This window comes from Rhodococcus oryzae (assembly GCF_005049235.1).
Classification (GTDB): Bacteria; Actinomycetota; Actinomycetes; order Mycobacteriales; family Mycobacteriaceae; genus Rhodococcus_G; species Rhodococcus_G oryzae.
The window spans coordinates 152,405-177,913 of the sequence record NZ_SUMD01000009.1 but is presented as its reverse complement, the minus strand read 5'-3'; the positions used below and the strand labels follow the sequence as shown (position 1 = coordinate 177,913).

The following is a 25,509-nucleotide window of genomic DNA, read 5'->3' as shown; positions in this document are numbered from 1 at the left end:
TTCCTGCCGTAGATGAGAGACGGGGCCAGGGAGCGTGGCAGAGGACGAACTGCCCGCATGAAGGAAGACCGGTAAGTAGGGCGGGACGCGTCGAGAAGATGTGTTGAGTGTGTTTCGGAAGACTCGACACGTCCCGCCATCTACCGGGCAGCTAGACGAGCCCGGTAGAGCGGGAAAAGGAAGTTGCAGGAAACGCGACGCGCGCAGGCGTCGTACCCGGGGCGGTTGCAAGATCGCCGCCCCGGGACATCGAAAGTCCCGACTAGGAGGTGGTGCACGGTCAGCTGCAAGACGATCGCGTCCCGTCCGCCGAGGCGGGGAACCGGTAAGGAAGCCGGCCGAATGGCTGGTCTGTTCAAGTGAATCCCCTCGGGCCCCGGCGCCGCACAGGCGCCGGGGCCCCCGTCCGTGCATACGAAAGGTGACACGCACATTCCAGCGAAACCGAACGACCGCCCGGGAGGCAGAATCGACGACGAGGACTTCCCGGCGTACAGCATGGGACGCGCCGCCGAACTCCTCGGCGTCACACAAGCCTTTCTCCGCAGCCTCGACACCGCGAAACTGGTAACCCCGGTGCGATCCGAAGGCGGCCACCGACGCTACTCCCGATACCAGCTGCGCATCGCCGCCCGCGCCCGCGAACTGATAGATCAGGGCACCGCACTCGACGCCGCCTGCCGCATCATCATCCTCGAAGACCAACTCACCGAAGCCCGACGCATCAATGCCGAATTCCGCCAGGCACAGCAGCACACAGACCAAGCCACGAACACTGAAGCCACCACCGACTGACCCGGCTAAATAGCGCCATCGACCCACGACGCGGAGGTCGGGGAGCAGCCCATTCCCTGGTTATCGCACCGATACCTGACGGTCGCGCGGGGAAGGCTCTCCCTAGACTGTATGGAGTGACGACATGGGCGAGGAGGCCATACTCCGGTTTGCCTCGCCGATACCGCCTGAAGGCTGGAACTCCTCCAGATTTGCGTGATCTGGAGCCGTCCTCAAGTGTGATTACCAACTGGTCAACCTATCCAGTTCGCATGCAGCCCAGCGCCCTCCGACATGGGTGAACACCCATCCATCCATATCCATCCATCCAGCGCGTCCATCCATCCGCGGTCGAGCGATGACGACTCGGTTCAGACGCCCACCGGACTGACGCACGCGGCCGGTGTTCTCCGGCGCATCACGCGACGCAACAGACGCACGTGAGGGCTCCATCGAATGGGATCGCGGACCATACCGACGGTCGCAAACTCAGCCCGGTCGAGCATCTCCTCTATTGCGACGTCGTGCAGCCATCGCATCACCAGCGCCCATCGAAGCAGAGCAGTGCCGTGCGCGGTGGCAGCCAACAGGTGACTGAGTTCGGCACGATCAGGGCCGTCTGGCCGCACGGTCACCTCATGGAAGCCGACAAGTCCGCCGGAACCGTTGAACTGGAATCGAATCCACTCGCCAGGGATGTAGCCCACAACCGTGTAGCGCACCGAGCCGTGGCCGCCGTCCGCGCCGACCCCGAGCGGGCGGTCGAATCGCATTGCGGGCCAGTGATCGACCGGCCACAGCGGGTCATCGGAGCCGGCGAGGGCGTCGACGAGCAAGCCGAGCTGGTCGGGGGTACCGGGCAGGGACCGGGCATGGAAATTGCGGATGAGCAAGGCGGCCTCCTCAAATAATAGGGATACATCTCTATAATCAATTTGGAGGTTACTCTCGAATGCATGGGACGCAACCCCCACTACGACAGAGACGGCCTGCTGGATACCGCGCGCGCGCTCGCCGTCGATGGCGGGCCGGCGGCGGTGACGATGGCGGCCGTGGCGCGCAGGTCGGGGGCGCCGAGCGGGTCGGTCTATCACCGGTTCCCCGACAGGCCAGCCCTACTGGCTGCACTGTGGCTGCGCAGCGTCACCCGGTTCCAATCGGGCTTCGTGACCGTGATCGAATCCGAGCCCGGCCGGGATGGCCTGGTCGCCGCCGCACGTCACGTCGTGTCGTGGTGTCGGGCGAACCCACCTGATGCGACGGTATTACTTTGGGGCGCAGAGAGCTTCGGCCGGGAAGACTGGGCCGCGGCCGACCGGGAGGCACTCGAGTCCGCGAACGCGCGCACGTTCGCCGCGGTGCACGAGGCGGCGCGGCAAATGGGGGCAACAGACGACGAAGAGGTGGAGTTCGCCGAACTTGCGGTGGTCGGGGTGCCCTACGCGATCGTGCGGCGACGTCTACGAAACGATGCCGGGCTGCCCGAGCGGGCGGAGGAGATGGCCGCAGAGGCGGCGCGGGCGCTGCTCGACAGGCTCTCACCCTGACTACAAACGCCACACAAGTTGGAGCTAATCCAGATTTGCGTGATCAGAGGGCACGGCTAAGTGTGATCACCAACCGGTCAACCTATCCAATCCGCATGCAGCCCAGAACGACCCGCCCTTGGTGAACACCCCTCCATCCATCAATCAATCGCCGCCTCCATATCCACCCACACCGCCAGCCGCGTCACTCGCCGCGAGAACCAGTGGCGAGTGACGGATCTCGTCAAGGAACACGCGACGCCGCCGGATCTCGCCGACCGCGTCGGCCTGTGCAAGCAGTGCCTCGAGGACCTCGTCCCAGATGCCGTCGCCGGCGACGAGTGGACGTAGATACGGCTGGTCGAGTTCGATCGCGCCTTCCTCGACCGCGACGAGGGCGGGGTACGCGCACAGCAGCGTCGCCACCGACGCCAGCAGGTAGACCCGACTCCCGGCCCCCGAAATTCGCAACGCCCCGGCCACCGTCCTAGTCGACGGCGGCCGAGTCGTTGTTCACCGGCCATTACCCGATCTGATCGGGCGTCTGCACCCGATCAGATTATGAGGCACGCCCGATCGGCGAGCTACCAGTCCGCTTCGGTGTAGCGGATGACGCCACGAATGTTCTTGCCGTCGAGCATGTCCTGGTAGCCCTCGTTGACCTGTTCGAGCGAATAGGTGTTGGTGACCATGTCCTCGAGGTTGAGCAGGCCGGCCCTGTACAGGTTCAGCAGGTTCGGGATGTCCACGCGGGTGTTGCAGCCACCGTAGATGTTGCCCTGCAGGCCCTTCTGGAGCAACGTGAACGTGAACGCATTGAGCTTGGCGTCCATGTCGGCGATATGGCCCATCGCGGTGAGGACGCAGCGACCGGTCTTTGCTGTGAGGGTGAGGGCCGGGTCGATGTACTCGCCCTTCATCTCGCCGACGGTGATGATCGTCTTCTGACACATGCGGCCCCAGGTGATCTCCATGATCGGTTCGATCGCCTCCTCCATCGAGGCGAACGCGTGCGTCGCACCGAACTTGAGCGCCTGCTCGCGCTTGAACGGCACCGGGTCGATCGCGAAAACGTGGCGCGCACCTGACGCGACCGCACCCTGCAGTGCGAACATGCCGACGCCCCCGACGCCGATGATCGCGACCGATTCACCCGGTTTGATCTCGGCGATGTTCGTCGCCGAACCCCATCCGGTCGGGACACCGCAGGCGACGAGGGCGGCGAGCTCGAACGGGATGTCCTTCTCGATCTTGACGACGGAGGACTCGTGGACGGTTATGTAGGGCGAGAACGTGCCGAGCAGGCTCATCGGGATCACGTTCTCCCCACGAGCCTGGATTCGGTAGGTGCCATCGGCGATGGCCTGGCCCTGCAGCAGCTTCATACCGAGATCGCAGACGTTCGAATGGCCCGACACGCACGACGGGCAGCGCCCACACGCCGGGATGAACGAGAGCACGACATGGTCACCGACCTCGAGATCCTTGACCCCCGCGCCGAGCTTGGTGACCACGCCCGCACCCTCGTGGCCACCCATCGCCGGGTAGGACGCCATCGGCGTCGCACCGGTAACGATGTGGTGATCGGAGTGGCACATACCGGCAGCTTCCATGCGGATCTGCACCTCGCCGGCCACCGGGTCACCGAGCTCGATCTCCTCGACTGACCACTTCTCGTTGATGCCCCACAGCAACGCACCCTTGGTCTTCATTGCAACACCCTCCCCCTCCGTGACTATTGGCAGCTGTGACCATAGCCACAAACCTTCCAAACTGGAACACGTTCTAGATTATTCCCCAGGAACGCTGGTCAAGCAGCTGACGGGACGTTCCAAACGGGACGGAGTCGCAGCTGATCCACGAAGAGCGATCGACGCCCGGTGGTCGATCCGTCAGCACCCAAGTTTGTTGCCCTCGCAATGTTCACGGTGGTGAGCGAGAGAAAGTCTGGAGATCGCGGGGGAATGCTCTGGAGCGAGGTATCGAATACGGGCCCGTGACCAGGCATCGCGAACTGCACCTGGCTGGCTCGATCCAGCCGTGACTGGCAGGGACGACTTCGACGCACTCCTGAACTCGACCCTCGAACCGCACCTCGAACCGTAGAAGGTCAACACCGCGGTCAACTCACCTCGGAACTGCCGATGCGAACGACGTGGATGGCGGGCTACCAGTTGGACGACGAGTTACCAGGTCGCGATGTGTAGCGGCCGGCCTTGCGTCTATCGCCGATTGCTGCCCACGGATCACCGCCCCACTCGTCAACGACGACGTCCAGCCAGGGATCGGGGCCGGGATCCGGCGGCAGCGGCGCCTCGTCATCAGCCCGCGCGCGCACCGCAGGCCCGGACACCAACTGCGACGGCCGCCCCGCCGCAGGACCTGTCCCCCAACGACCTTGCCCGCATCATGACCGAACAGCTCGGCCTCCCCGTCCGCTACGAACGACGGCCGCTCGACGAGCTGCACGCCGCCCTCGTCGGCTATGGCCTCAACGAGGCGTTCATCCAGGGCGTCGTCGGGAACGTCCGCAGGTCCGATTGCTCCGCAGTCGCCTCGGCCCATTCCAGCAGCGCGGTCTTGCCGATCCCGGCTTCGCCGGTGAGGAACGCTGCCTGCCCCGTGTCCGCAATCGCCGAGGCCATCAACCGGGCTAGTTCCACGCGCTAGTGAGCATTCACACGTGGAAGGCCGCTGTGCGGTCGATACGCGCGGACCGACGGCGACGAATCGCCCATGCCACGCCCAGGACCGCGAACCACACAGGGGTGATCAGCAGCGCCTGGAAAGTGTCCTCCTTCTGGGTGAACGCCCAGATCAGGAATCCGAAGAAGGCCATCACGACGTAGCACATCGGGATGCCGCCGGGCATCTTGTACGCGGAGGCCTCGTGCAGGTGCGGGCGACGCTTCCGGTAGACGATGTAGCTGATCAGGATGATCGTCCAGACGAAGATGAAGCAGAGTGAGGAGATGGTCGTCACGATGGTGAACGCCTCGATGAGAGAGCTTCCGACGGCGACCATCACGACACCGGCCAACAGAAACACGCCCGAGAGGTACAGGGCGTTGGCCGGGACGCGGCGGGAGGTGAGCTTGCCGAACGAGGCAGGAGCGTCACCCTGCTGGGCGAGGCCGTAGACCATCCGCGATGTCGAGTAGATACCCGAATTCGCTGACGACGTCGCGGAGGTGAGGACCACGAAGTTGATCACCGACGCCGCGATGCCGAGGCCCGCGAGGGTGAACATCGCCACGAACGGGCTGCGGTCGGCGCTGATCTCACGCCACGGAGTGACCGAGATGATCACGACGAGGGCCACAACGTAGAACAACATCACACGGACCGGAATCGAGTTGATCGCCTTCGGCAGGTTCTTCTCCGGATCCTTGGCCTCGGCGGCGGTCGTGCCGACGAGTTCGATTCCGACGAACGCGAACGTCGCGATCTGGAAGCCTGCGACGAAGCCCATGAAGCCTGTCGGGAAGAACCCACCGTCATTCCACAGATTGGTGAAGGAGGCCTCAGCACCGCCGGGCGCGGTGAAATGGCTGAAGACCATGGCGAGGCCGACCACGATGAGGCCGACGATCGCGATGATCTTGACCAGCGCGAACCAGAACTCGGTTTCGCCGAACGCCTTCACTGTGGGCAGATTGAGGCCGATCAGTAGCGCGACCGAGATGAGGGCCGGGATCCACAACGGCAGCGAACCCGACCAGTACGACACATATCCTGCGATTGCGATGACATCGGCGATACCGGTGACGATCCAGCAGAACCAGTAGGTCCATCCGGTGAAGAAGCCGGCCCACGGTCCGAGCAGGTCCGCGGCGAAGTCCGCGAAGGACTTGTAGTCGGTGTTCGAGAGCAGCAGCTCCCCCATGGCTCGCATGACGAAGAACAGCAGGGTGCCGATGATCATGTACACGAAGATCACCGACGGGCCGGCCAGGGAGATCGTCTTTCCGGACCCCATGAACAGGCCGGTGCCGATCGCACCACCGATCGCGATCAGCTGGATGTGACGGTTGGACAATTGCCGGGACAGTCCCTGCTCGTGCGACTCATCGGCTGCGCCAGTAGGTGGCTTAGATGCGACTCTTGGCTTCGTGTACTCGGACACAAGATGCTCCTAGCTTGGGATGGGTGCTGCACAGCAACAACTCTGGGCCTCCGGGCGGGGCCGATACACGGCCCGGCTCGACTGGTCGGATCGATCGCAGCTGGGATGTCGTGAGAGCACGGGTGCGATTCCCAATTGCTCGGATGCCAAGGAACGGCCGCGGTCCTCGACAACACCGGCATTGCCCATCGAGATTTCTCTGGCATCTAGCCGATGGGGAATGGTCGCAAGCCCTCACTGCGACTGAAGGACGTTCCGGCCCTTGGCCTCAGCGTCTCGCACCTGAGTCCTGTGCTGCGGATCACACTGTAGGGGCGACGGGGCCGAAGCGCAACGGTCGATTCAAATCCCGAGGCCACATGGACGCACGGCGAGCACACGAAGGTTACGCCTATTTCTATCCAAATTCGCAGTGCAACAATGCTTTACGAAACAATGGCGGCGCCGCTCGCTCCATTCCCAGCGACGGGTTCGGCAACCACCCCACAGCGGACCGATTTGGCAGCAGGCTGCCGAATCGGTGTAGTCGCGGCCCGCTTCATAGGCGCATCACCAAAGGGCGCATCGCACCGCTGCCGCAGACCCCTCGGTCGTGTCACCGCTGGTCAGGTGGCTGATTGTGCTGTCGACACTGACTGCAAGCGAAGTGTTGGAAGAACAGCACCGTGACTTACCGCACGACCCACTCGAAGATTGTGTGACGGCCACCACGTTCGAGGAGAGGTACTTCATGAGGCTCAGTTCCACGGCCCCACAGCGCGTCGGCATCGTTGGTGCGGGAATGGTCGGGCTGTCGACAGCATGGTTCCTGCAGGAGCGGGGAATCGAGGTTACGGTCTTCGACCGCAAGGGAATTGCGGCCGGCGCATCATGGGGGAATGCCGGGTGGATCACGCCCGGCATCAGCACTCCGCTACCCGAACCTGCCGTGCTTCGATACGGCATTCGCGCCATGCTCAGCCCGTCCTCGCCCGTCTATGTGCCGCCTACGTTGAATCCTCGGTTGCTCCGGTTCCTTGCATCATTCGCCCGACACAGCACCGCCGCGCGGTGGCGCGTGGCGATGGAGTCGTTGGTGGGGATCAACCGACATGCGTTGTCCGCGTTCGACGAACTCGCGGACGGCGGCGTGACGGGAAGCGCATATGAGGCGAAGTCCTTTCTGGCTGCATACCGGACGCCGGCGGAACGGGCCATCCTGCTCGAGGAGATCGAGCACATTCGGGCTGCCGGTCAGGGCATCGAATTCGACGTCCTGACCGGCGACGACGCGCGCGGAGTTGAGCCGTCACTGTCCGACGAGATCGGAGCCGCCATCCGGCTACACGGCCAGCGGTTCATGAATCCCGGTGACTTCGTGAACAGTCTTGCGGAGGCGGTCCGCGAGCGCGGAGGCACGATCCGCGAGGGCCACGAGGTCTCCGGCGTCGTCGATGAAGTTGGCGCCGTGCGCGTTTCGAGTCCAACCGGCGACGTTAGGCGATTCGATGCCGTCGTCCTCGCTACCGGAACGTGGCTCGGCGACACCGCCCGCGACTTCGGCGTCGGGATTCCCGTACAGGCGGGACGCGGATACAGCTTCAGCGTCGCGATCGATCACGTTCCGGCCGGGCCCGTCTACTTCCCGGCACAGCGGGTGGCCTGCACCCCCCTCGGAGACCGCCTCCGGGTCGCCGGAATGATGGAGTTCCGCGCCCCCGATGCCGCCCTGGATCGGCGGCGGATTGCCGCCATCGTGCGGGCCGCGCGGCCGTTGCTGCGTGGCGCTGACCTCGATGCGCGGCGCGACGAATGGGTGGGTTCACGACCGTGCACACCGGACGGACTGCCGGTGATCGGAGCGACCCGATCGCCGCGCGTGTTCGCGGCCGGCGGTCACGGCATGTGGGGGATCACCCTCGGGCCGGCGACGGGGCGCCTGCTCGCCGACACCATCACCACCGGGCGAATCGCACCCGAGCTGGCGCCGTTCAATCCCCTGCGATGAGTCGAGCGGCGGTGAATTCCTAGGCACATGCCGTCGCCCTCGACGCGAACTTCCGAATTGGCGATTTCCCGTGCCAGGCGTCAGGTCGCGTCGAGGTGACGGCAGAATTCCGAGCTGAAACGTGTGCCTGCGATCGGACTCCCGATCAAGGCGTAGCGGTGCACGAGCGGACTACCGGCAGCGAGCCGCTGGGCACTACCGTAAGAACACGAGTTCGGCTGGCTGGGCTTCGATCATGACTTGCACCCCCGTGCTGAGCGAATGAGAACAGGCCCAGCCGAGTTGTCTCCGGCACCGAGGAGTACCGATGATCCACGTCAGTGCATTGATCGACTCCCTCGGCGGAGCCCTGCTTCGCCAGGTTGTCTCCGGTCACCGAGACCAGATCAGCGACGTCACCCTCTCTGGCGACCCGTCCTTCGAGCACTCCGGCGGCCTCGTCCTGGGACTCGGGATCGACAGCACGGCCGCCGCCGTCGACCTCCTGAATCACTCAGACCGCACCGGCGCCGCTGCCGTGATCCTCAAGGCACCCTTCGCCGACGACCCGGACGTAGCCGGCCTCGCCACAGAACTGGGCATCGGACTGGTCGAGCTGCAGCCGCAGGCATCGTGGACACACCTGGTGTGGTTGACACGCAGCATCCTCGATCACTCCACGACACTCGCGGGGTCGGAGATTCAGCGTGATCCCAGCGGCTACGGCGAACTGTTCGCGTTCGCCGACGCTGCCGCCGCGATCATCTCCGCACCCGTGACGATCGAAGACGCCGACTCGCGTGTCCTCGCCTATTCCGAACTCCAGGACACCGCCGACCCCGCCCGCATCTCCACCATCGTCGGACGTCGCGTCCCCGACCGGATCATCAGCCACTTTCGCTCCCGCGGAACCTTCCGGCGACTACAAAAGTCCGACGAGCCGATCTGGGTCGATGCCGGCCCTGACGGCGTGCTGCCGCGCCTCATCATTCCTATCCGCGCCGGACGCGAGCTACTCGGCTCGATCTGGGCCGTGGACCCCGGACCCGTCCCCGACGACCAGGTACGCGAGCTGACCCGAACCGCTTCGGTGATCGCCCTGCACCTGCTGCGATTGCGCGCTCAGTCTGGTGCAGCACGACGCATGATGGCTGACCGCCTTCGCGCCGCGTTGCTCACACCCGACCACGAAACCGGCCTGCGACTCCCTCCAGGCCCCTGGCGGGTCGTCGCATTGGCCGACACTGGTACCGACGAGGCGCCGGATTACCGGGTCGAACTGTGGGAGTCGGTCATGCGCCGGCACGGATGGACACAGCCACTCCTCACTGCCATCGACGGCGTTCCGATAGCCGTGGTCACCGAAAATGGGGCGCCCCGTACCGTGGGGAGCTGGGCATGGCTCCATGCATTGGCCGCCGAGACATCCGCGTACGACAGTGGCGTGGCTGTCCTCGCCGGAAGGCCCGCGCACACGACGAAGGATCTCCCCCGATCACGCGCCGAGGCAACCGAACTCATTCGCCTGGCCCGCACAGGGCGCGTGGCGGCTCCGGCGACGACCTTCGAGGAGGCCTGGCACGAGATCGTTCTCGCGCGAGCCCAAGCGGCTCTACTCACGGGGCCGCCCCTCGGCGAGGGACCCGTCCAGACGTTGGTCGAGCACGATGCAGAGCGCGGAACCGAATACGTGGCCACTCTGTCCACATTCCTCGCGCACTACGGCGAACCGAAGCGGGCCGCACATTCGCTCCATATCCATCCGAATACGTTGCGCTACAGAATGAAGCACATCACCGAACTCACCGGACTCGACCTGACTGAGACCCGACTCCGCCTCGCTATCGCAATCCACCTCACCTCAGTCCTGGACGCCCGAAACGACACGAAAGCCAAGAAGGACCTCTCTGCCCGGGACGTCACTTCAGGACCATCCGACGCTCGCGCGGCGACTGACGGTCCGAAGGACCAGACGTCCGAGGAGATACCTTAGAGGCGACGTGCCAGGAACCCCGGGACGCAAAACCCAACGCGCGCTTCTGATCCGGAAGGGCTCACTGCTAGTGCTCACCACGGTTGCCGGTCCCGGTGGCATATCGAGGAATGCTCCACATGACGGATACTCGGCACCGAGATCCGCCGCCTACTTCCGCATCTCGGACAGAGACCTTTCGCCCCAAAGCCTTCCTCGTTGTTGAATCCGCACTAGATCTCCGCTGCGATTGGTGCCGACGGGACGATGCGCTTCTGGGTGACGAGCAGCACAATTGACACATCGAACGACGGCCATGGGCGCTGAACATTGACGCCGCTCAGGCAGCGCACATTCTCCGCCCACTGGCCAATTCCCGTAAATGACAACAATACTCGAATCAGGAGCAACGTATGCGCGAGCAACTATCAGCCCCCGATGCACCCCGCGACGCGAAGAGTGCCGCCCCTGCGCGCTTGACATCAGGAGCGGCGATCCTCAGCAAGTTCGGGTACACCCTGCCGGTAGCGTCGGCGCCGATCGGTGCCTATGTGGCGGCCGTGCAGGCTGGCAATCTGGTCTACACCTCGGGACAGCTACCGCTGGTTCAGGGGATGATCGAACAGCCAGGAAAGGTTGGTCGAGACGTTTCAGTGACCGATGCGTCGAGGGCGGCGGAGATCTGCACCCTCAATGCCCTCGCTGCCATCGATGCGCTCGTCGGACTCGACGCCGTTGTGCGTGTTGTGAAGGTGGTCGGGTTCGTCGCGTCCGCGGACGATTTCACGGGCCAGCCATCCGTCATCAACGGGGCCTCGAAACTGCTGGTGAATGTCTTTGGTGACGCCGGGGCACATGCGCGCTCAGCTGTCGGCGTCGCGGAACTGCCCTTGAATGCACCCGTCGAGGTCGAACTCGTCGTTGAGGTCGCCTGACTCGCAGGCGGTCACGCAGTCAACCCAAGCACCGATGATTACTCGCCACACGTACTCGCTAAGACAACACGAGCCAGGTCACCCGCCGAAAGGATGCATCATGGCGCGCTCGAAGCCCCTACCGGACCAGCAAATCATGAATTTCGCACTCAAGTGGCGCCATTGGGGTGGCGGTTCGGCGGGTGACATCTTCATCGAGTTCGGCCTCACCCCGGTCGAGTTCTTCCGAAGGCTGGAAGCGTTCCTGAACGCCGGCGCAGCAAATCACCTTCCTACTGATGTTGCCCAGCAGCTGCGCAACATCTGCCGTGGCCGACTCGCCACCGGCTGTCGCGCATGAATGCCGCGCTAGTGGTCTTATGAGGACGATGTCGTGATAGCCGAATACCCTCAACTGCGTCTCGACGTCGATGCCCTCGACCACAACAGGGCCTGAGCACCCACGACGGTGTGCTCTTGTCCGCCGAGGTCGCGGAAGCCCACGGGTACGCGGCCGCCACTGCCTGACGCGCCGGTCCGAACGACTTTCCTTGACCGGCTCGCGTGATCCCGCCGCGCGAGCCCGAATCGGCAATCCGACATCCGCACAACAACACTGACAGTCCGCTGCCCTTCGGGAGGAATGATGACCGAAAACGACCACCTCCTCGCATTCGCCCTGAAGTGGAGGCACTGGGGAGGAGGTTCGGCGGGCGACATCCTGGTGGAGTTCGGTATCACCCCGACCGACTACTTCCAGCGGCTCCGCGACTACCTGCACAGCGGCGCAGCCCCAAAGCTGCCGGAGCATGTCGTGCACCAACTCGACACCCTCTGCATCACCCGGCTGGCTCAGTCCGGTCTTCGCCATAGCCACTGACGCGCAGCAGGTGCGACCGGCGGAACACGACCGCACCGCAGGAGGACGACACCACGATGCCCAGATCGGTCCCCCAACTCCCAGCCCCGGTCAGCGAAGAATGGGACTGGCAACTCCGCGCACGATGCCGAAACATGGACACCAACCTGTTCTTCCCCCGCGACGACGAGGGACACGGAGCGCGGGCCCGCCGCGAACGCGCCGCGAAGGCCGTCTGCGCTCGATGTCCAGTCCTGCAGACATGTCGGCTCCACGCCCTCCGCGCCCGAGAACACTTCGGAGTCTGGGGCGGCACTACCGAAGGGGACCGGAATCGGATCCCGATCGATGCGTATGGACCGTGCCGTTCCTCGGTAATACCCGCCGCCAGAGCAGCCAATGAACAGTCGGGTTGACCGCGATCAGTCTGACAACTCGAAAGGCAATCATGCTCCAAGAGCACAGATCCCAGGACATCCCGGCTGTGCCCCAGGCCTGCGCCATCATCGACCTCGATGCCATCCGCAACAACGTCGAGGCGCTGCGGGCGCGGGCAGGCACCGCCGAGGTGATGGCGGTCGTGAAGGCCGACGGCTATTCCCACGGGCTGGTTCCGTCCGCGCGCGCCGCCCTGACCGGCGGCGCGTCCCGGCTCGGGGTGGCAGTGCTGGAGGAGGCGTTCGCGCTGCGCACGGCGGGTATAACCGCACCGGTGCTCGCCTGGCTGGCAGTTCCCGGCGCCCCGTACCGACGAGCAATCGACGAGGATGTCGACCTATCGGTGCACACGATCGGTCAGCTGAACGAGATTGCCAACGCAGCAACCGTTTCCGGACGTGCCGCGCACATACACCTCAAGGTGGACACCGGGATGGCACGCGGTGGTGCAGCCACCGACGACTGGCCCGGACTCGTCGAGCAGGCCCGAGCGCGCGAACTCGATGGACTGGTGCGGATCGCGGGCATCTGGTCACACCTGGCCTGTGCTGACCAACCTGGTGAACCCAGCATCGGGCGGCAGCTCATGGTGTTCGACGAGGCGCTGGAGGTGGCCGCACGCGGCGGTGTGCGGCCCGACGTTCGCCACATCGCCAACTCGGCGGCGACGCTGCACTTACCGGAGAGCCATTACGACATGGTGCGTCCCGGCATCGCCACCTACGGCGTGGATCCGCTTCCAGCCGAACACCGCTCACATACCGTCGCGCTGCGCCCGGCGATGACGCTGGGGGCACGCCTCGCGCAGGTCAAGCGGGTCCCGGCGGGCACCCCGGTTTCCTATGGGCACACCTATGCGACGGCCGGCGACACCACGCTCGGGGTGGTACCGCTCGGGTACGCGGACGGAGTGCCTCGCTCCGCGAGCGGAACCGGTTCGGTGCAGGTTCACGGACACCGCTGCGCGATTGCAGGACGGGTGTGCATGGACCAGTTCGTCGTCGACATCGGCGACGAGCCCGCCGAGCCCGGCGACATCGTCGTGCTGTTCGGCCCGGGCGACCACGGCGAACCCACGGCCGCCGACTGGGCACAGGCCGCCGGGACTATCGCCTACGAGACCCTCACCCGGATCGGCGGCCGCATCGTGCGGACCTACACCGGATCGACGCCGATGGACACGCCACCACGAGAGCCAGCGCCGCACGCCACCACACCAAAGGAGGAGCGATGAAGATTCCGCTGTGGATCGGTGGCCCCGCTCTGCTTTCGCTCGCGGCTGTAGATGCGGCACTCGAGCTTCAGTCCCGGGCAGTGGCCTCGCTGACGCGAACTCTGATGCGCGGGATGGCAACTGACCTTGGAATACTGTCGTCAATCGACACTGGTTCTGTCAGGGGCGGCGGGCCTCACGTGACCGAGGTTTGGCCCCACCCTCTGTTAATCCCGGTGGATGTGGACGGAGATAGGTGACCCCCCTTCGATCTCCCGGCCCGCGACAACTAGCTAGCACTCACGTGCGGCACCAGGCCGCAACGTCGTTCAGCATCCTTCGAGAGCCTCACCGGCTGGTCAACCTATCCAATCCGTTTGCAGCCCAGCATGCTCCGCTATTGGTGAACACCCCTCCAAGTCGTCCAGTCCATCCAGCGCCGCGCCCATGCACGCACGTGTTTGACGACCCTTCAGCAGGACGGCGCCCGCCCGGATATGCATGTGGCTGCCGCCGGACTGGTCGGCCTGCCAAATTCGGCAAGCAGTGCCATCAGTAGATGATCGACACGATCAGGCATGCCGCTTCGACCAGTTGACGGTCGCCACGGACGCGGGCGCGGGCCAGGGCGGTGTCGGGCATGATGCGGCGGGTACACAGCTGACAAGCGGTCTCCGCATCCAGGCAAATAGTCGCGGCGAGGTCCCAGTTGCGGCCTCGGCCAGGGACCAGCGCCCCTCGGTGGCAGTGGCGGTCCAGGTGCCACCGACCGAGCCGTCGATCTCTACTCGGACGCATGTGCCGACCGGTGCCTCGGCATGACGCATGGTGTGGGGCAGTGCTCGCATGAAGGTGCCAGGACCACGGCCATGAACCGCCGGTCGGTGTCCTGGCCGATGGCATGGCGGAGCGCCGCGATTGCCTCGCTTGGGCAATCGCGAATGCCAACCTATTCGTTGAAGACCGTCCTGCTGCAACGTCAACAGGTCGCCGCCGGTATCGAGAAGAGATGCTCGATGATCACCCTCTTGCCAAGGTCCTGCCCTCGACGGTCGGGGCGCTGAGTCGGTACTCCTAGCCCTAACCGAACGCGTGAAAACCCCTCCTGCGGAGCTAGTTCGGTCAATCAATTGGGACCAGGGGTCCGAACTGGCTCGGTTGGGATACTCCCGCCGAGCGGCTGCACGGACTGCTCGAGGTCTTGTCTCCATGAGCATGGCGAGCTTGTAGCGCGCCATGAGTTCGAGACGGGACGGACTGCTACGCTGGCCGGGTGATCGAGATCCGACAGGCATGGTGGTGGCTGCTCCAGCAGCCCGTCTAACCATGTCCGCGGGCTGTACGCAGCCCGCGCGGGAGTCGATCCTGACCTTGCTCGAGGTTCCGTACAGCCCCTGACCGTCCAGGAGCCATACGTTGACTTCCCTCGAAACGACCACTGAACGCAGCGGACGTCTGCGCGCCGACATCGCCGAAGACCCGACTCGTTACCGAGTCTTGACCGGTGAACGCCCCACCGGCCTATTGCATCTCGGCCACTATTTCGGCACCCTCGCCGAACGGGTGCGCCTGCACGACCTCGGGGTCGACACCTTCATCATCCTCGCGGACTACCAGGTCATTACCGACCGCCACGCCATCGGCCAGGTCCGCGACAATGTGTACAGCGCGGTGCTGGACTACCTGGCGGCTGGGATCGACCCGCAGCGGGCGACAATCTTCACCCATTCCGCGGTGCCAGCGCTGAACCAACTGGTGCTGCCGTTCCTGAGCCTGGTCACCGAGGCCGAGTTGCACCGCAATCCAACCGTCAAGGCCGAACACGCCGCGTCCGGGCGAGCCCTCAGCGGTCTGCTGCTCACGTACCCAGTGCATCAGGCCGCGGACATTCTGTTCTGCAAGGGCAACCTCGTCCCGGTAGGAAAGGACAACCTCCCACACGTCGAGATGACGCGTGTGATCGCGCGGCGCTTCAACGACCGGTACGGCCAGGTCTTCCCGGAACCGCAAGCGCTGCTCACCTCGAGTCCCGAAGTGCCGGGCCTGGACGGCAGGAAGATGTCCAAGAGCTATGGCAATGCCATCACACTGTCGATGACCGCCGACGAGACCGCGGCCGTGATCCGCAAGGCGCCGACAGACTCGCAGCGCCGCATTACCTTCGATCCGGCTGGCCGTCCTGGGGTGTCCGCCCTGTTGACCACCGCAGCGTTGTGCTCAGGCCGCGACGAGCATGACCTTGCCGACGAGATCGGCGACGCCGGTGCTGGCGCTCTCAAGAAGCTCACCACCACTACCGTCAACGACTTCCTCGCTCCACACCGGCAACGCAGAAACTACCTCGCCCAGGACGCCCGCCACGTCGCCAGCGTGCTGCGTATCGGAAACCAGCGCGCGAACGAGATCGCACAACAGACACTCGATGAGGTTCGGACCGCGATGGGAACGACCTACTGATGGGTCCTGCCGCGTGCGCGGTTGGACAGCGAACAGGCGGGAGCATGCCTTGGGGTAACGAGAAATACCGTACGCTCGATCACCACCTTCGGCCCGAGGCGTCACCGTTTCACCCCGGCTTTCCTGGCGTAACCGTCAGCGGGGTATCGGCTAGCAACTCGCTGGCGGGTGAGGCATGGGCCGTGCCGGAGATCGTTCAGGATAGGTGGCTGACGATCTGAGACGGTCAAACCTGCTGTGCGAGGGTGGGCCGCTCAACGACGTCACCCCGGACGAGGGTGTTCCCAAAACGGGATTAGGATGCCGACGGTGGGCTTGCTTTTCGAGACGCGTGCGTCGGATTCGTTGTGGATCGATTCTGTGTGGACGTGCCGAAGCGAGCGGGTCACGGAGATGACCAGTGTTGCGACCGAGACCTGGGGCCTGGTGTTCTGGGAGCAGGAGGGCGCGGCGCACGCGGGCATTGCAGGTCCCGAGAGTCGCTGCGGCACCGCCCCTGTGCCCGAAGGCGCGAACTTCGTCGGGATCCAATTCGGGGTCGGGACGTCGCTTCGCGCGGTAGCCGCGCCGTCCCTGGTCGACAGCGGGATCCTGTTGCCGGATGTGACCAGCCGGACCTTCTGGCTGGCTGGTGCCCGCTGGGAGACGCCGCACCGGGACGACGCCGAGGCGCTCGTGGACCGGCTCGTCCGAGACGGCGTTGTGGTCCGCGATCCTTTGGTCGCGGACGCGCTGCGCGGGCACCGTCCGGCGGCCACCGACCGCACGCTCGAGCGACGGTTCCGGGCCGCGACGGGCCTCACCCGAGGCGCGGTGCGGCAGATCGGGCGGGCCCGATCCGCCGCGCTACTGCTGACCGCAGGCGAGTACCCGAGCGATGTCGTCGACAAGCTCGGGTACTACGACGAACCCCATCTGGCCCGCGCACTGCGGCGGTACGTCGGGCGCACCGCACGGCAGCTCCGCGAGGGCCGCGCCGGTGTGATCGCGCTCGATCCCGCTCAGCGCACGACGTCGTAGACGAGCTTGGCCACTCCGTTGGAGTAGGTCGCGGACTCCTTGAGGCGCAGTTGCTGCTTGTCCCGGTCTGCCCTGCTGAAAAGACTCTTTCCCTCCCCCAGCAGCACCGGGAACACGAGCAGGTTGTATCGGTCGATCAGATCGGCGTCCGCCAGCCGCCGGGCCAGCTCGGCGCTGCCGTGAATGAAGATAGCGCCACCATCGCTCTGCTTCAGAGCGGCGATGTCGTCGATCGACCGCAGGATCGTGATCGGACCCCATCCCTCGATCACCGCGTCGTCGGTGAGACTGGTCGAGACTACGTACTTTGGAAGTTCCTTGTACGCAGCGTGATCCGCGGAGTCCCGCCAGATCGGGGCAAATACCTCGTAGCTGCGACGGCCGAACATCAGTGCCGTCGTGTCGTCGAGTTCTTCGCCCTTGAGCGAGTAGGCCTCGGGCACGAATTCGGTCTCCATCACCCAGCCCCCGCTGCGGTGCCCCTCCTCCTTGCCGCCCGGCGAGTCCACCACACCGTCCAGCGACATGAAGCCCGTATAGACCAGTTCACGTGTCAAAGTTTCCTCCTGAGATCGAAAGCGGAGTTTCCGGTGACCGAGCCTACGGGCGGAGGGAGCTGCCGTCTTGGTCAGAAACGACACCCACCTCGGCGATCTCGCACACAATGCCTCGACCGGTCGCGTGCCAAACGATGCATGCACTGCGCAGCAGGTTTGGTCACGCAGCCCATTTGGGTTCACCAGTACGCACCGGCAGCGCCGGCCGGGCGGTACGTCTTGCGTGGCAACAGTCTGGTTCGCGACACCGCCAAACTAGGTGTCGGTTTTTGCGCATTCGCGGTGTCCACGTGGGCACTGCCGTACCGTGCGGCCCATGGGGAAGTGGAGAGTGTCGGCTGGACTACTTGCCGTCACACTGCTATCGGGCTGCGGCGCGACGGACGACGCCGCCGAGGAGTCCGCGGCCCCGGTCACGGATGCGTCGGCGTCGGCGTCGGCACTGACGAAGCCCACGTGCCTCGCCGAGAGTCTCCTCGACTACATCGGCAACGGAGTCACTGTCCCCGAGCCCACCATCATCCCGGCCGGCTTCGTCCCCACCGCCACCATCACCTGCAACGGCGACTGGGGCGCCGGCGTCACCGACCATGCGGTGTCCTGGGTCGAGGAACACCGACAGGGCAACCTGGACGCCGTGCTGGCCGGGTTCGCGCTACCGTCCGAGCAGGACGGCACGTGCTTCACGGATCAGCCCATGCCGCCGGTCGTGTGGCTTGTCGACGACCGGGGCCTGGGCATGCGGCCGGTGGTGCCGACCGGGCGGTGCGGCGAGTTCAAATGGGACGCAATCACCGCGATCGACGCGTTGCCGCTCAGTGAACGGATCGTGCACCAAGTCCCGGTGTCCCCGGAGGCCGAGGCCAGGTTCGCGCAGTAGCTCGTGGCCTCGTAGAGCGATCCCGATTGGCGGGCCGCACCGCTGCGGGGAACAGCAGCATCCCTCCGATCCAACTTCCACTTGGCCCAGCGCCAATCAGAACAGCGGGTCATCACCCGCGACGGCGCGACAAACGTTCTTGCCCGCCGCGCCGTCACGAAGTGAAGCGGCGCCTACGTCGACTTGCCCTGACAATCGAGGTAGCTCAGCCGGATTGCACATGCGGCCGTGAGGAGCAGCACTGGCCAAAACCATGTCCAATCGGCTGGCGCGTCAGAGAATACGGTGTAGCCCGAGATCCCCAAGAAGATGCACGAGAGGACGCCCAGCAATGACCGCAGAAGCACTCGCGACTTGATCAGGTTCGTCAGGGATTCCGTCCTCTTCGAAGCCCTAAACGAGTGGGCGGTTCGATCGCCAGTTGGGGACTGACGTTGTCGCCCTCGGCATTCGACCTCGCGGTCGTAGTTGGGGCCACACCTTAGCCTCGATCTTTCGCGCCGCTGATGTGCCGGCCCGATTGTGGTCGTCGACGGTAACCACCCCAGCGCTGCCATCCATCCACCACCAGCCCGTCGATAGAGAATCTCCACCACCAGCTTCGGGCGCGCGAGGGCATCAGAGCGCTTTCAGCAGATCGAGTCCCTCCTTCTCGATGTTCGCGACCTGATTGGTCTGGATGACGACAGCTCGGCCTCGGGCTCGGTCCATCATGATGACGCCCTCGAAGCCGCCGGTCCCGCCCGCGTGCGTCGTGTACTCAACACCGTCGCGCTCGAAGACCGTCCACGACATCCCTCCTCGCGTGCCGCCGATCTTGTCCCATCGAGGCGTCATCGCACTCGAACCGGGGGCAGTCCCGGCCAGCAGCGCCGACGTGTAGCGGACCATGTCGGGAAGGGTCGAGCGCAGTCCACCGGCCGGTGCATAGGCGCCGATGGGCCAGGGGTCCTGCGGCCTGCCCTGGGCATTGAACCCGGCGCTGACGCCGGGCGGGAGGTCGGCGGCCGTCAACGGCAGCCAGGTGTGTGCGAGGCCGAGCGGTTCGAGCATCCGCTCGCGCAGGAGGGTCGCGTAGTCGGTGTGTGCGGCCGCGGCAAGGGCCTGTCCGAGCAGCGCGTATCCGAGCGTGGAGTACGAAACGACGAGGCCGCGCCCGACGAGGGGTGACCAGCGTGCCTGATTCAGAAGTGCTTCCCGATCGAAGGTGAAGGGATTCTTCCCCTCCAGCTGCCAGGCAATCCCGCCGGCGGCCATGTCGGGCGTGAGTGCGAACTGAGGCAGACCGGACTTGTGGCTCGCGAGCTCGATCAGCATCACGTCCGCGACGGGCGTTCCGGCCACGGGGAGAAGCTCACCGACCCTGGTGTCCTCACGGACCTCGCCGCGAGAAATCGCTTCCGTGAACAGCCCCGCGGTGAAAGTCTTTGTGATGGAACCGATCTCGTACTCGGAATCCTCCGACGCGCCGAAGTAGGCGTAGCGGGTTCCCGACGAGTCGATATACGCGACACCGGCCTGATCGTGGGGTGCCCGCTCGAGGATCGGTCGAGCAGCCGCAGCAAGGCTCGCATCACTCACGGCGGTGACCGGCGCGAGAGCGGCAGCGGTGGGCGCCGCGCCTACCACCAGCGCGACCGCGCAGGCGGCAGCGGTCATCAAGATCGATCGGCGCATGTCTGTATCCCCCCCAGAAAAGTAATGGACGGTCGGTATATACCGGTGGCAGTGAGGAGCGTTACAGAGCGCTGCAATCAGCCGGGGTACGCCCTGTCCACTCCACGGGGCGGGAGGCTCCAAGCTAGGACCTGCTCGCACACCCGGTCGCATACCCAGCATGGAATCTATCTAGATTGGTGCGATTCGGAGTCCTGGTTAAGCGTGATCGCCGTCTGGTCAACCTAGCCAATTTGCTTACAGCCCAGGCCGAACCGGCATGGGTGAACACCCCTCCAGTTCCATCCACCCATTCATATCCACGAACTGCGACGAACGAGATCGCGCAACTCGCAAGAGCGGTGGCCTTGTTCGTTTTCGCTGCACGGATCGGTCCGCTGGTCACGGCTGCTCCAGTCGGTCTCTCCGAATCAGGTGAGACTGTTACGAGGTCAGCGCCGACGCGAATCGGACGTGCTCGCTAGGCTCGGCGCAATGCGCATATGGATCAACGGCGCGTTCGGTGTGGGAAAGGCGCAGACCGCGTTCGAGCTGAATCGACGTGTCTCTCGCTCTCACGTCGCCGATCCTGAACTCATCGGATTCGCAATCAACCCCGCGGTCAACTCACCTCGGAACTGCCGATGCGATCGACAAGGATGATGACTACCAGTTGGACGACGAGTTACCAGGTCGCGACGTGTAGCGGCCGGCCTTGCGTCCCGCGCGAGCACGACGTCCGGCCGCAAAGATGCCCAGCAACAGAATCCCTGCGAACAACATCACTCCGCCTACACACGCGACAGCGATCATCTGGTTCGACATAGCTGGCCAACCTATCGCCGATTGCTGTCCCACGGATCACCGCCCCACTCGCCATCGACGACATCCAGCCAGGGATCGGCTCCAGACCACAGTCGCCACTGTCCGCCGATGTCGATCTCGTGCTTCATCCGTGGCTTACGTTGTCGACTTGTCCCGAAAAGCCGCACACCGCTTGATCGTCGGTTTCCGAGCCGAGCTGGAAGCAGAAGAAATGGGAGATCTGTTCCAGTACCTGGTTCGCCCACGCAGGAGACTGATCCCGCCTCGACGACAATCGAGCGTTGCTCAGGCCACCGAGGTGCTGACCTGGGCGATGAGGTGTTCGACGAGCGTAATCAGCACAGACTTGCACGAATCCCGATCACGAGCGTCGCAAAGCACGACGGGGGTATTGGCGTCGAGGTCGAGTGCCTCGCGAACCTCGTCAGTCGTGTAGGCCTGGGCGCTGTCAAAGCAGTTCACCGCGACCGTGAACGAGACTCCGCGCCGTTCGAAGAAGTCGATGGCGGCGAACGAGTTCTCCAACCGGCGGGTGTCTGCGAGAACGACGGCGCCGAGGGCCCCGCGCACCAGTTCGTCCCAAAGGAACCAAAATCGGTCCTGTCCAGGCGTGCCGAACAGGTACAGAACCAGGCTTTCATCGAGGGTGATACGACCGAAGTCCAGGGCCACGGTGGTCGTGGTCTTACCCTCCACGCCCGACAAATCGTCGATGCCGGTGGACAATTCGGTAATCGTTTCCTCGGTACGTAGTGGTGCGATCTCGCTGACGGAGGCCACCATCGTGGTCTTCCCGACTCCGAAGCCGCCGGCTACGAGGATTTTGACCGAAGCAGCCAGGTCGGCTGAGGACGCATTGTCATGCATAGTTGTCTACAGCTTTCGGATTCCATCGAGCACTGCTTGCAAGATGTTCAGGTCGCCGATCCCGGCAATGTCGTTGTAGGAGTCGCTGCTGGCGGGAGCCCGGAAGTTCAGCATCCCCTCGGCGATGAGATCACCGACCAGGATTTTAGTAACCGCCAGAGGCAGATTCAGGTGCGCCGAGACCTCGGCCACCGACTGCGCAATAGAGCACAGCTGAACGATCTCCGCGTACTCCGTTTCGATGTGCTGCAGCCGCGGAGCGGGGGACACGGTCACCACGAGCGTGAGCATGTCGAGGTCGTGTCCCGCGCCCATCGTGCGGCCCCGCGTGACGGCGTACGGGCGGACCAGAGGACCGGCCGCATCGTCGAACCACGATTGACCATTACGTGTCACGGCAACCTACGCTCCCTGCTCGGCCACACCGTTACGAGGATGGGCAGACAGATAGCTACCGACACGCTGCACTGTCAGGTTCATTTCATACGCGACCATACCCAGATTCGCGGTGTCGATGGCTTGCAATGCAATACATGCGTTGCTTCCGGCCGCCGTCACGAACAGCACCGCATTCTCGAGTTCGATGACGGCCTGGCGAACGCCGCCGCCTTGAAAGCGCTGTCCCGCGCTGCGGGCTAGCCCGTACAGGGTGGCCGACATGGCGCCGAAGTGCTCGGCGTCCTCACGGCTCATGGAGGTGGATCGGCCCAGCAGCAGCCCATCGGTGGAAAGCACGACTGCGTAGCGCACCCCGGCAAGACGATTGACTAGATCGTCGAGAAGCCAGTTCAGATCACCTGTGTTAGAAGTCGTCACGTTCACCTTCCTTCACCTTCCATTTCGTCCCTGGTTGTATACCCCGGCTGGGGTTCCGAATGCCGAGCCTGCTGGGTACCGTACGCGATGGCGGACATCAGATCTCGCGCTTGCTCCGCCGATCGTGACGGCTGCTGCGCGTCCACCTCGAGTTGAAGATCGTGCGCCAGCTCCGGTGCCAGACTGGCCTGCCGACGACGGCGAGGCAGGCTCGGGCGAACGCCACCGCCGTTGTCGGGCAACGGTTGCGGGTTGAGGGACTCCGGTTCGACGGCGGGGGTCGACGGCTCACGCCAGGACGTTGCCACAGAAGATTCCGTGTACTCGACATGCGGCGCGCTATCGATGCGCTCGACATTCGACCACGCCTGCGGCGGGGCCACCGACTGCACTGGCTGTTCGATGGGAGGCGCTGGAGCCGGGGGTGCCAGTGTTGCGACACCCGCCGCAGCCGAAACCGATTCGGCGGAATCAGACCCCGGCATCGCGCTGTCTAGCCGCCTTTCGGGCCGATGTCCGGCGAACCGATCTGGCTGATGGCCAGCTATAGGTGTCGCATCGGCGGCGACCACCGAGTTCGGCACCAGCACGATGGCGCGAACGCCGCCGTACTCGGATTCGGTTAGCTGCACAGAGATTCCGTGCCGTCCACCCAGTTGTGAAACGATAAACAAGCCCAGGCGTGAAGTCGCCGAGAGCGTTTCGACTCCGAAATCCGGTGGATTGCGCAGCATCTCGTTGACACGGTCGAGTTCTTCGGCGGACATTCCCATGCCCTGGTCAGTGATCTCGATCGCGACCCCCTTCCCGACCACGTTGCCGCTCACTTCGACGCGCGACTGCGGCGGGGAGAACGCCGTCGCGTTGTCGATCAGTTCGGCGAGCAGGTGGATGAGGTCGGCGACCACGTTGCCGACGATGAACACCTGAGGCATGCGGCGGGTGTGCACCCGCGTGTAGTCGAGGCTCTCGCCGGTCGCGCTACGCACCAGATCGACCAGTGGCACCGGACTCCGCCACTGGCGGCCGGGCTCGCCGCCACCGAGGATGATGAGGTTCTCGGCGTTGCGGCGTTCGCGGGTCGCCAGGTGGTCGAGTCGGAAGAATGTCTCCAGCAGGGCGGGATCCTCTTGGCTTTGTTCGGCCTCGTCCAGGACCTCGAGTTGCCGGTGCACCACCAACTGGCTTCGGTGGGCGATGTTGAGGAACACCGCGCGCACGCCCTCGCGGGTGCGGGCCTCGGTGACCGCGGCGGAAACGGCCGCTGTGTGTGCGCGGTTGAAGGCCTGTGCCACCGAGCCGATTTCGTCGTCACCGAAGTCCAGGTGCGCAGCTTTGGGATCGACTTGCTCGCCCGCGCCCAGCTTGCGCATGGTTTCGGGCAGTTCGACCTCTGCCAGGTCCAGCGTTTCCTTGCGTAGGCGCGTGAGCCGCCCGATCAGCCGGTTGGCCAGCCATAGCGACAGCAGGAACGCCACGAGCGCAAGCGCGAGCACAGCGGCACCCGCCCACAGTGAGTTCGCCGCGGTGCGTTTGCCCTCGTCGGCAGCGATCTGGTTCGCATGGTCGTTCAGGCCTTTCCATGCGCCGATCACGCCTTCAGACAGCTGTTCCTGCGCGGTCTGCCACTCGGCGAAGGTCATTGGCGGTGGCGGGACGTCACCGTTCTTGTCCGACTTCGGCGGATTGATGAGGTAGTCCTCCATCGCGGCCACCTGCTGCCAGCTGGGAGAGGCCAGTGCTGCCTGGATCTTCTCAGCTGCTGGATCAGCGCCCAGATCGGCGGCGAGCTGCGGAAGTGCGGTCCGGTAGAACCCGACCAGATTTCGATAATCGTTACGCAGCGGACCGCTGCTGAGCTGTCCCTGCAGTTCGGCAGCGGTGAGCGCGGCGGAACGTGACATTCCCTCCATCGCGTGCAGGACGCGCACGCCATTGATGAGTGTGACGCCGACCTGGGCGTTGGGCGCGTTGCCGGTGATGAGGTTGGTGCCGAGCGCAACCGCATCGAGAATGGTGTTGTAGAGGGCGTACGTGTCCTCGATCGGCATTCTTCCTGCATCGATCTGACCGCGAATCTGGGGCAGGCGAGCTAACAAGGTGTCGAATCCACCAGTGTCGGCACCCATGGTGCCCTGCGAGGCGCTCTGCAGCCTCGATGAGTAGGGGGCCAGCTCTGCGAACGCGGTGTCGAGCTTGTTCCGTGCCGCGGCGAGCGCGGCCGGATCGCTCTGTTCACCGGACAGATGCCACAGCGACAGCATCCGTTCCTGTTCTACCCCGGCAACCACATCGCGAGCGAGGCTCACGGCATCTCCGTTCGCTGCCGCCCATTGTTCGGACTGTCGGCCCTCACGTATCAGGTATCCAGCTGTGCCTACGCCGATTCCGAGCAACGCCAGGCTTGGAACCAATGCGATGGCCAGGATCCGGGCTCGGATACCGAGGCGCACTTTCAACATCGGGGCAATATAGCCGGTCGAATGACTGACGCGTACTTCGGCCTCGCTACCCCGAGCTTTCCTGATTCCGCTGGGCTGCTTGGTGTTTAACCCTAATCGCTGGCGGGTCGAGGTGGATTGCAAGGCTAACGAATTTCTTTCTATTCGTGTGCTTCTAGAGACGGTGGCGGACAGGGCCAGG

The 25,509-nt window shown here is 64.6% G+C and carries 23 protein-coding genes; 13 read left to right on the top strand and 10 right to left on the bottom strand.

The annotated features are described in order from the left end of the window. Positions 1-498 precede the first annotated feature (498 nt). Positions 499-795 carry a MerR family transcriptional regulator gene (locus FCG67_RS18810; protein ID WP_211243266.1) on the top strand — a complete coding sequence of 99 codons (297 nt, stop codon included), beginning with the start codon at positions 499-501 and terminating at the stop codon, positions 793-795. Between the two features lie 350 nt (positions 796-1,145). Here FCG67_RS18810 and FCG67_RS18805 read toward each other — a convergent pair whose 3' ends face one another. Continuing rightward, positions 1,146-1,667: an SRPBCC family protein gene (locus FCG67_RS18805; protein ID WP_136911210.1), complete on the bottom strand. Its 522-nt coding sequence runs from the start codon at positions 1,665-1,667 to the stop codon at positions 1,146-1,148. Positions 1,668-1,730: 63 nt separating this feature from the next. Here FCG67_RS18805 and FCG67_RS18800 point away from each other — a divergent pair, with 63 nt between their 5' ends. Then, positions 1,731-2,321: a TetR/AcrR family transcriptional regulator gene (locus FCG67_RS18800; protein WP_136911209.1), complete on the top strand. Its 591-nt coding sequence runs from the start codon at positions 1,731-1,733 to the stop codon at positions 2,319-2,321. Positions 2,322-2,465: 144 nt separating this feature from the next. Here the strand turns inward: FCG67_RS18800 and FCG67_RS25420 are convergent, their stop codons facing one another. Together FCG67_RS25420 and FCG67_RS18790 are read right to left on the bottom strand one after the other, a co-directional pair. Then, positions 2,466-2,783 (bottom strand): hypothetical protein, encoded by a 318-nt coding sequence (locus FCG67_RS25420; protein WP_246045155.1) that lies wholly within the window; start codon positions 2,781-2,783, stop codon positions 2,466-2,468. A 101-nt stretch (positions 2,784-2,884) separates the two neighbouring features. Then, positions 2,885-4,012, bottom strand: coding sequence for an NDMA-dependent alcohol dehydrogenase (locus FCG67_RS18790; protein WP_136911208.1), 1,128 nt, complete (start codon positions 4,010-4,012; stop codon positions 2,885-2,887). Between the two features lie 697 nt (positions 4,013-4,709). Between FCG67_RS18790 and FCG67_RS25240 the strand changes: the two genes are divergently transcribed. Next, positions 4,710-4,970 carry a hypothetical protein gene (locus FCG67_RS25240; RefSeq protein WP_211243265.1) on the top strand — a complete coding sequence of 87 codons (261 nt, stop codon included), beginning with the start codon at positions 4,710-4,712 and terminating at the stop codon, positions 4,968-4,970. 7 nt (positions 4,971-4,977) lie between these two features. Here FCG67_RS25240 and cycA read toward each other — a convergent pair whose 3' ends face one another. Continuing rightward, positions 4,978-6,426, bottom strand: coding sequence for a D-serine/D-alanine/glycine transporter (gene cycA / locus FCG67_RS18775; RefSeq protein ID WP_136911207.1), 1,449 nt, complete (start codon positions 6,424-6,426; stop codon positions 4,978-4,980). A 730-nt stretch (positions 6,427-7,156) separates the two neighbouring features. On the opposite strand from cycA, the gene FCG67_RS18770 reads away from it, so the two are divergent. The 9 genes from FCG67_RS18770 (at position 7,157) to FCG67_RS18725 (ending at position 17,265) form a co-directional block, all read left to right on the top strand. After that, complete coding sequence (locus FCG67_RS18770; RefSeq protein ID WP_136911270.1) at positions 7,157-8,413, top strand: NAD(P)/FAD-dependent oxidoreductase; 1,257 nt, start codon at positions 7,157-7,159, stop codon at positions 8,411-8,413. A 307-nt stretch (positions 8,414-8,720) separates the two neighbouring features. Beyond that, entirely contained in the window at positions 8,721-10,385 is a 1,665-nt protein-coding gene (locus FCG67_RS18765) for a PucR family transcriptional regulator (RefSeq protein ID WP_136911206.1), read from the top strand. Between the two features lie 455 nt (positions 10,386-10,840). Continuing rightward, positions 10,841-11,299: a RidA family protein gene (locus FCG67_RS18760; protein WP_425467859.1), complete on the top strand. Its 459-nt coding sequence runs from the start codon at positions 10,841-10,843 to the stop codon at positions 11,297-11,299. A gap of 100 nt (positions 11,300-11,399) precedes the next feature. Then, complete coding sequence (locus tag FCG67_RS18755; protein WP_136911204.1) at positions 11,400-11,639, top strand: hypothetical protein; 240 nt, start codon at positions 11,400-11,402, stop codon at positions 11,637-11,639. A gap of 285 nt (positions 11,640-11,924) precedes the next feature. After that, positions 11,925-12,158 carry a DUF3263 domain-containing protein gene (locus FCG67_RS18750; RefSeq protein WP_136911203.1) on the top strand — a complete coding sequence of 78 codons (234 nt, stop codon included), beginning with the start codon at positions 11,925-11,927 and terminating at the stop codon, positions 12,156-12,158. A 56-nt stretch (positions 12,159-12,214) separates the two neighbouring features. After that, entirely contained in the window at positions 12,215-12,553 is a 339-nt protein-coding gene (locus tag FCG67_RS18745; protein WP_136911202.1) for a WhiB family transcriptional regulator, read from the top strand. A 32-nt stretch (positions 12,554-12,585) separates the two neighbouring features. Beyond that, on the top strand, positions 12,586-13,809 hold the full coding sequence (gene alr, locus FCG67_RS18740) for an alanine racemase (RefSeq protein ID WP_136911201.1): 1,224 nt from the start codon (positions 12,586-12,588) through the stop codon (positions 13,807-13,809). Positions 13,810-15,204: 1,395 nt separating this feature from the next. Then, positions 15,205-16,245 carry a tryptophan--tRNA ligase gene (gene trpS, locus FCG67_RS18730; RefSeq protein WP_136911200.1) on the top strand — a complete coding sequence of 347 codons (1,041 nt, stop codon included), beginning with the start codon at positions 15,205-15,207 and terminating at the stop codon, positions 16,243-16,245. A gap of 393 nt (positions 16,246-16,638) precedes the next feature. Continuing rightward, positions 16,639-17,265, top strand: coding sequence for a helix-turn-helix domain-containing protein (locus FCG67_RS18725; RefSeq protein ID WP_211243264.1), 627 nt, complete (start codon positions 16,639-16,641; stop codon positions 17,263-17,265). Here FCG67_RS18725 and FCG67_RS18720 read toward each other — a convergent pair. Next, on the bottom strand, positions 17,247-17,822 hold the full coding sequence (locus FCG67_RS18720; RefSeq protein WP_136911198.1) for a dihydrofolate reductase family protein: 576 nt from the start codon (positions 17,820-17,822) through the stop codon (positions 17,247-17,249). The two genes, FCG67_RS18725 and FCG67_RS18720, sit on opposite strands and share 19 nt — an antisense overlap. Before the next feature lie 316 nt (positions 17,823-18,138). On the opposite strand from FCG67_RS18720, the gene FCG67_RS18715 reads away from it, so the two are divergent. Then, positions 18,139-18,702: a hypothetical protein gene (locus FCG67_RS18715; RefSeq protein ID WP_136911197.1), complete on the top strand. Its 564-nt coding sequence runs from the start codon at positions 18,139-18,141 to the stop codon at positions 18,700-18,702. A 618-nt stretch (positions 18,703-19,320) separates the two neighbouring features. Here the strand turns inward: FCG67_RS18715 and FCG67_RS18710 are convergent. The 5 genes from FCG67_RS18710 to FCG67_RS18685 form a co-directional block, all read right to left on the bottom strand. Continuing rightward, positions 19,321-20,379, bottom strand: a complete 1,059-nt coding sequence (locus FCG67_RS18710) for a serine hydrolase domain-containing protein (RefSeq protein WP_136911196.1) — start codon at positions 20,377-20,379, stop codon at positions 19,321-19,323. 1,089 nt (positions 20,380-21,468) lie between these two features. Beyond that, on the bottom strand, positions 21,469-22,050 hold the full coding sequence (locus FCG67_RS18700; RefSeq protein ID WP_136911195.1) for a GTP-binding protein: 582 nt from the start codon (positions 22,048-22,050) through the stop codon (positions 21,469-21,471). A 6-nt stretch (positions 22,051-22,056) separates the two neighbouring features. Beyond that, positions 22,057-22,446: a DUF742 domain-containing protein gene (locus tag FCG67_RS18695; protein WP_136911194.1), complete on the bottom strand. Its 390-nt coding sequence runs from the start codon at positions 22,444-22,446 to the stop codon at positions 22,057-22,059. 6 nt (positions 22,447-22,452) lie between these two features. Next, a complete protein-coding gene (locus tag FCG67_RS18690; protein ID WP_136911269.1) occupies positions 22,453-22,866 on the bottom strand; it encodes a roadblock/LC7 domain-containing protein in 414 nt (137 codons plus the stop codon). A 2-nt stretch (positions 22,867-22,868) separates the two neighbouring features. Further along, positions 22,869-25,175 (bottom strand): sensor histidine kinase, encoded by a 2,307-nt coding sequence (locus FCG67_RS18685; protein WP_246045154.1) that lies wholly within the window; start codon positions 25,173-25,175, stop codon positions 22,869-22,871. Between the last annotated feature and the right edge of the window lie 334 nt (positions 25,176-25,509).